This window comes from Paenibacillus sp. IITD108 (assembly GCF_036541265.1).
GTDB lineage: Bacteria > Bacillota > Bacilli > Paenibacillales > Paenibacillaceae > Pristimantibacillus.
Genome location: NZ_JAZHCT010000069.1, coordinates 1 through 7,555 on the forward strand (window position 1 = coordinate 1; position 7,555 = coordinate 7,555).

At 33.8% G+C, this 7,555-nt stretch carries 9 protein-coding genes; all 9 read left to right on the top strand.

Annotated elements, in window-relative coordinates; translation table 11 throughout:
- The coding region (locus V1L65_RS28410) for a tyrosine-type recombinase/integrase (RefSeq protein WP_331702724.1) at positions 1-720 on the top strand (720 nt) is incomplete at its 5' end.
- A gap of 276 nt (positions 721-996) precedes the next feature.
- Positions 997-1,659: a hypothetical protein gene (locus V1L65_RS28415; RefSeq protein WP_331702725.1), complete on the top strand. Its 663-nt coding sequence runs from the start codon at positions 997-999 to the stop codon at positions 1,657-1,659.
- Between the two features lie 221 nt (positions 1,660-1,880).
- Positions 1,881-2,294, top strand: a complete 414-nt coding sequence (locus tag V1L65_RS28420) for a WapI family immunity protein (protein ID WP_331702726.1) — start codon at positions 1,881-1,883, stop codon at positions 2,292-2,294.
- Positions 2,295-2,488: 194 nt separating this feature from the next.
- A complete protein-coding gene (locus V1L65_RS28425) occupies positions 2,489-3,052 on the top strand; it encodes a hypothetical protein (protein WP_331702727.1) in 564 nt (187 codons plus the stop codon).
- Positions 3,053-3,245: 193 nt separating this feature from the next.
- The gene (locus V1L65_RS28430; protein ID WP_331702728.1) at positions 3,246-3,548 is read left to right on the top strand and encodes a hypothetical protein; all 303 of its coding nucleotides are present in this window, start codon (positions 3,246-3,248) and stop codon (positions 3,546-3,548) included.
- A 261-nt stretch (positions 3,549-3,809) separates the two neighbouring features.
- A complete protein-coding gene (locus V1L65_RS28435) occupies positions 3,810-4,202 on the top strand; it encodes a hypothetical protein (protein WP_331702729.1) in 393 nt (130 codons plus the stop codon).
- Positions 4,203-4,405: 203 nt separating this feature from the next.
- On the top strand, positions 4,406-4,744 hold the full coding sequence (locus tag V1L65_RS28440; protein ID WP_331702730.1) for an MmcQ/YjbR family DNA-binding protein: 339 nt from the start codon (positions 4,406-4,408) through the stop codon (positions 4,742-4,744).
- Between the two features lie 184 nt (positions 4,745-4,928).
- Positions 4,929-6,179: a hypothetical protein gene (locus V1L65_RS28445; RefSeq protein ID WP_331702731.1), complete on the top strand. Its 1,251-nt coding sequence runs from the start codon at positions 4,929-4,931 to the stop codon at positions 6,177-6,179.
- Between the two features lie 228 nt (positions 6,180-6,407).
- Positions 6,408-6,857, top strand: a complete 450-nt coding sequence (locus V1L65_RS28450; RefSeq protein ID WP_331702732.1) for a hypothetical protein — start codon at positions 6,408-6,410, stop codon at positions 6,855-6,857.
- The last annotated feature ends 698 nt before the right edge of the window (positions 6,858-7,555 follow it).

A 7,555-nucleotide genomic window follows, 5' to 3' on the forward strand; every position in this document is an offset into this window, starting at 1 on the left:
AATAGCGAATATAAACAAAAATTAAAGGAAGCTTTGCAAATTCGCGGATATAGCATAAAAACAATAAAGACGTATAGCAGCCATGTTGAACGTTATTTTTTGTTTATAAGTAAGCGTGAAATTAATTCAAATCAGTATGGTTGTAACGACGAAAACGAAAGTACTGACTCCTTGGAGGATAGCTATAAGGGTGAGAACAAGCTTGGACATAAGTCAAATCGCAAGAATGAGAAAAACAGTCAAAACCTAACTATTCAATTTTATACTCTAACTTTACTTAATAAAAAGCTGTCTCATTCCTACGTCAATCAAGCCATTAGTGCAATCAAATTTTATTACGGGAAAGTACTGAACCAACAAACTGCTCCTTCATACATTCGTCCCAAAAAAGAAAAAAAACTGCCCAACGTATTAACCCTTCATGAAGTAAAAAACATCCTAGAATCCCTACAAAACATAAAGCACAAAACATTACTATACCTTACTTATTCATCAGGCTTGCGAGTAAGCGAAGTGATACGTCTCCAGTTGCAGGATTTTGATCAAGAAGCTAAAACGATCCGAATAAGACAAGGAAAAGGCAGAAAAGATCGCTTTACCTTACTTTCAGAAGCAGCATTTGCAATGGTCAGGCAGTATCGCATCCAAGAGAATCCATCAAAATGGCTTTTCCCTGGGCAAAATAAAACAAAACACCTAACTGAACGTACTGTATATTGAGAATGAAGTCACGGAAAGTAATACTAAGTACAAACAAAATTGAAGATGTAATTGAATATACTAATAAAAAATAGTTCAGATCGAGTAGCTCTAAGATGCCACAGACTTCATATAACAAACATCATATTTACGCGTCGATCCTTTCGGATCTCGGTCCGTAGAGTAAATACGCGGACACATCTGTTTCCCTAGGATAAGAGCTATCTAAGGGGAAAAGACGTCGTGAATATCTGAACGAACGTTAGATGACAGAACGAAGAAAGATGTGATTAGTAAGTGAATAAATTAAAAACTTCTATTGTGATTGCAATTTTTATTGTTCTGATTTTATTTATTGTAAATATTGAAATTAACAAAACAATTATGAAATCAGACAAAGTCTGGGGGCATGAACGTAACCAAGACTCTTATAAGATATTAAACATGAAACAAGAGGGAATACCAAGTACACTAGGTCAAATCAATGAAATGTCTGATAATTCTAATATGAATATTGATTATGTCGTAATTTATCAGGAGAACAAATGGTTTAAAGAACAAAGAAAACTTCTGAAAATCATGAGATTAGAGAGGGAATTTCCTGATTTTGATTTTGAAATAACTGATACTATGTATTATAGGCTGGTTGATGAAATTATTGAGGATATTGATGAAAATTATTCAGTATTTATAAGATTATATGAAAAGTATGAACATCATCATAATTTGTGGAGTTTAGAGCCAATTTCAATAATTATTCCTAAAGTTGAAACGATTATCGAAGGAAAACAAATAATTAAGGAAATGAATTCTGACTTTCTAAGATTGCTACCAATTACTATTGTTGAGAATGAAATGCTTAATAGATGGAAAAATGAGAACTATGATCCTAGTAATGAATTTACAGATGAATCTCCTGAAGGATTATCAATTGAGGATGTAATAAATACAAAACATTAATAATGCAGGTAACTCAGAGTTCCGCCATATAACACAATATTCACGCATCGAGCCATTCGGCCCTCGGTTCGGCAGATGGATTTCGGGGAAGCAGGAGTTACCGGACACATCCATCCCCCTAAGATAAGAGCTATCTAAGGGGGATAGACGTAGTGAATATAATAACATTATGTGAAATACCTGAAATCCAAAATAATTAAATAATAACGAGGATTAGTGAAATGAAAACCATTCAAATCATTAAGTGTGATGAAGGCTTGATAACATTAACACTTTACTCTGAAATAAGAAATTCTGAAGAGAAGCTCTACTATGAGACAATTGACACTGCAGGAATAGAGATCAAAAGTGGTAATTATTCAGTTTCAGGTGTTCTTTGGATATCAATTGAAGATATTAGATTATTCTATATAGGATTAATAGAGGCACATAAAAGATGTAAGGGAGTAGCGAAATTAATTAATTATGAAGGGACATTAGAATTAATTATTGAGTATAAAACCAGAGGGTATATAGAAGTAAAGGGAACATTTAGAGAGAGACACGATAAAGACAACGAATTAACTTTCAACATTGAATCAGATCAAACCTATTTAAATGAACTCGTAAATGAATTAATTAAGATTTTTGATTGATATTCCAAGATGTCAGGTACTTCACATAACACAATATTCACGCATCGATCCTTTCGGATCTCGGCCCACAGAAGTTTTTTCAGTAAGTGTAGGTTGAGGACACGTCCATTCCCCTAAGATAAGGGGAATGGACGTAGTGAATATCTGAACATTAGATGAAATAATTGCAAAAATATATATTGAAGGTGATTTCAATGAAGTTTGATTATCAACTTTCAGGCATTGGCTGGGCTGAAGTAGAAATCGAAATAAACAATCAAAATACATATTGTAATCCTAGTTATATTTCCGAGCCATTAATAGATTTAATAAATGGACTAGTTAGTATTACTCCAGGATGCATTGCAGACGATGAATTGAAAGATGAAGTTACTTTTGAATGGAATGAAGAACCCGGCGGAGATATTTGGTATTTGAAACGAGTAAATAATAAAGATTTAATGGTCAAGATTATCTCTTATAGTGATCTATTTAATAAAGATCAGAGTACGGTTAGAGTTAATATGGATACAATTTGTGATTTGGAAGAATTTATTCGATCTGTAGTTATCGCATCAGGGAGTTTATTGAAGAAGCATGGTTTTGTAGGATATCGGAAAACATGGTGCCGTCATGATTTTCCGATAAGTGGATATTTAATATTGAAAAAATATATAGAGTCAAAAAAAGTTTATCCTGTAACAAATATATTCTTTAGAGGGAATTATGATCTAGTATCCAGTGATTTAGAAGATGAATTTAAGACTTTATTTGAGTAACTCAAGGAGGCAATTTCTTCATCTAACACCATATTCACGCATCAATTCTATCGAATCTCGGTCCGCAGAAGTGAGTTAAGGCAGCATAGGCTGCGGACACATAAAATATGAGTTATCTAAGGGGAATGGACGTCGTGAGTATCTGAACGTTAGCTGAAACCCTCTTGAAAAGAAAGGAATAGGAAGGTGGAATATGATTTTAATAATAATAATTCTTATTCCAACATTATTAATTACATTAAAAACAATAAAAAAATTTGAAAGATTCAATAACTTAATTTCAGGAATTCTACCAATATTACTTAGAGTTTTAACTCCAATAATCATCGTATATGGTTTGTATAACTTAATTACTAATTGGAATGATTATGACCTGCAAGATATTAAGGAATCAATCATTATTGTTTTTGTAGCGTCAATTCTCGCAGTATTATTTGAAAGAATAATTAAAATAATTGAAACAAGAAAAGACTCTAAAACAAAGAAAAATAAGTAAAAGTAGTAAAATGATTAATTAATGCTTGAAAGGAAATTCAATGATGAGAGGGCATCAGCTAACACCATATTCACGCATCGAGCCATTCGGCTCTCGGTCCGCAGAAGTGTTTCAGGAAGTAGAGGCTGCGGACACGTTCATTCCCCTAAGATAAGAGCTATCTAAGGGGAATGAACGTCGTGAATATCTGAACGTTATAGGAACTCAGCGTAAGAGCAATAATTAAAAAAACATTAAATACTCAGTAAAGCAGGGATACATTTGAGAAGACCAGATCGAAGTTCTGCAGTTCTTTTAATAGTTGTTCTTATCATGACTTTATCTGGCTGCCAATTTGCCAATAATCAGCCATATTTATATTTCAAGAATAATGTCGGTGATATCTTGATGACTGATCTGGAACTAGATGACTTAAAGGTGATTTCGCTGCTTGATGGTGGAAGGCGAGGTTTTTATATCGTTCCTAAAGACAAAAATAAAATTGAAGAGATAACAACTAAAACATTAAATGAATCAATTGAGATCTATTATAAGAATGATTTAATCCATTCCTCAAAAGTGAAAAATATAATAAAAGGCATAAATCTTGTTTTCAATGAAATGGATGAAGAAACATTAAAACGAGTGGAACAAATACTTCAAGAAAATAAATGATGAAGTGTTTCAAAGAAAACGCTGACATCCTATAACACCGTATTCACGCTGTGTCGCTATCGCTCCTTGGTCCACAGTAGAAGAATCAAGAAGTATAAGCTGCGGCCACATTCATTCCCCTAAGATAAGAGCTACCTAAGGGGAATGGACGTCGTGAATACAAAACGTTATATGAAACCTCGAGAAAGTGCGGAGGTGAATCAATGATGTTTGTAAGTGAAGTGCGCCAAATTGCTTTATCTTTACCAGGAACTGAGGAAGTGACACACTGGGGAAAACCCTCTTTTCGAATTAATAACAAGATATTTATAGTCATACAGAGCGATATGAAAACTATAACAGTTAAAACAACTAAAGAAGAAAGAGAGATGTATACAACAACAGATCCAAAGACTTTTATAATTCCCGAATCTTTTAAAAACATGAATTATATGCACATAAACCTTGAAACAGCAAGTAAAGATGAAGTGAAGAAATTGATACGGAGCGCATGGGGAATAGTAGCTCCGAAAAAGATGGTAAAGATATTCTTTGAAAGATAATACGAAGAGGCCCGAGGCATCATATAACACCACATTCACGCATCGGGCTGCTGCCCTCGATCGCCAGGAGCCATTACGGTGAAGAGGATTTAGGCGATAACCCGCACCGGCTAAGATAAGAGCTATCTAAGCCGGTGGGGTTCGAGAATGCACAGACGTTATGCGAAAGTGCTGTAAGAGCGGAGTGAATAAGTTGATAAGCGATGAATATTTTAGATCGACGTCCGGTGATTTGTTTGATTATTCAATCATAAAGAATATAAATGGCCAAGGTACATTACACGGTGATAGCACACGTCCAGTAAACTGGGCTTTGTCTGTTGACATTACAGGTAATAAATACTTAATTATAGAAACAGAAATGGTCAGTGATTTTGGGGGCTTCTATGTAAATTACATGAGTGATAAGAAATATAGATTAGAAGGTAGATCAAGTGATGATCAATGGACTATAAAATGTGATGATATTGATATTAGTTCTACAGCTTTTTCATTAGTTGATAATCAAACGACATTCATTTGCTCATTTGAACAAATCTTTTTACAGAAACATTTCGAAGCTATTAAATCAGTTAGAGCATATATTTCAAACTTTCATTTTCTTGGACTCGAGTCTACCAATTACGGTGGTAGCTTCTTAAGGGATAAATTTACAATTCACATTCAAAATAGACAGTTAGAATTCAAACTGCTTGAAAGCTCTACTGTAGTTAAGAATCTTATTAAATCTGGCAGGATTCCTTCTGCTATTATGTCATCCCTTTCTGTAGAAATAAATAACGACGAGTCAATTGAAGATATAAATAATTTGTTAACCAATATATCATTTTTTCTAAGTACATTAACACTGAATCATAACTTTTGTCATGTTATTGAATATGAATCGAATGACGAAGTAGTGATGATTGAAATAGCAAATAAGATGGTTTCAAAATATCATGGGAACATATTAATTGATAATCTACGAATTAGCTCAGGAATTAAACTTATATTTGAAAAATCATTTATGAAATATGTAGAATTAAAAGAAGAGTTGGATCTTGTTAGATTTACCCATTTGATAGTTGAGTTATATCAACAACGATTTATAGAGTTAAAACTTGCAACCTTAATAATTGCTTATGAACAACTATTAACAAAATATCTACTCTATAGTGGAGTAGATATAGAAAAACTGGAAAACATTCAGCAGAAATTAGGAGCTATAAATAAATTAATGAGATTCATTCCAAAGGTACTCCAAGACGGGGAGCTTCGAGATGGAGTTAGAAATCCATTATTTCATACAGGAAGTATTCCATTTAAAACAAACGAGGAAATCAGGTCTATCTATTTTGAGTATCAAGATTTACTAATGAGGATTTATTTAAGAATCATTAATTATGGGGGCAGTTATATTTCAAGGATTGACCATAATACATCTAAGCCAGTTTGAATAACCTGTAAGTATTTCGAAGAGGACAGCACAATCGCATAATACTACATTCACGCTGCGGGGCTTATGCCCCCTGGTTGTCAGATGTATCATCAAAGAAGAAGCTCAGACAACACACGACCCGGCCTAAGATAAGAGCTATCTAAGGCCGGGTCGCGTCGTAAATGCGGGAACGTTATCTGAAACCGATGCAAGTACGATAAAGTTCATTAAAAGGAAGTGAATAATTTGGAATATACTGACTTGATTAATTTAAAGGTTATATATTTCAAACAGATATATGAGCCTGAAGAGAACACTCTTAGATTACTTTTCAGTCGAAGTAGAACAAGTGATACTCCTGAAACGATAACAATTGGAGAAATAGAAATTAAAGATTCATATTCGATTGATATAGATGAAACATTACCTTTATTACAATTGGATTTTGAAACTTATGTTGGATATTCAATTAGAAATGAAAGTTTCACAAATTGGGATGATTATGAGGAATTTGAAGGAAAGATCTTTAGAATTTATAGTAAATCCAGATACCTTGACTTTATTAAAGGAGGAACATTTGCTTCTGAGGATTATCCAGGTCCATTTAAGCATTATGGCATCACTTGTCTTAATCATGTCGTGGATGTTGTATCAATTTCAGTACCAATAATTAAAGAAGTTCAAAGAAATATATAAGATTTATTGAATGTATCTCAAGAAGGCATCGGCATCAGCTAACACCATATTCACGCATTGATCCATTCGGATCTCGGTCCGCAGAAGGGATTGCAAGAAGTATAGGCTGTGGACACATCCATTCCCCTAAGATAAGAGCTATCTAAGGGGAATGGACGTATGATAGCATCAAAAACAAGATAACGGATGAGCTTCAAATGAAACTAGCATTGTATTCAGGGGATTAGTAAATGGATATCTTTTATCTTTATCTACTTTCATTCAAAAGTCGAAGTACCGAAAGATGTTATTGAAGATGCGATTGAAGAGGTACTTCAAGGGAAAGGTGGGAGAGGTACGGGAAATCTTGATATTGAAGTTTACGATACTAATGAAATTGAGGTTAAAGACCTTGTAATAAATACTTTGAAAAAACTAAAATTTCCAAGAGATACAAACATTGATGTTAATGGACATAGAACAAACCTATACGGATTAATGAATTTATTTAAGTGTTGTATATTTGGCAATTTAAGAACAGATGAAAGAACGGATTTAAGAACAAATTTAATGAAGCATTCGAGAGTATTTCAGGAAGTCGGGAACTTCTGCTAACACAATATTCGCTTCGGGCCATTCGGTCCTCGGTCCGGCAGCAGTCCGAAGTGAGTTCAGTGAGGCATTTCAGTATACCGGGGAAGCAGAATCAACGGGACACA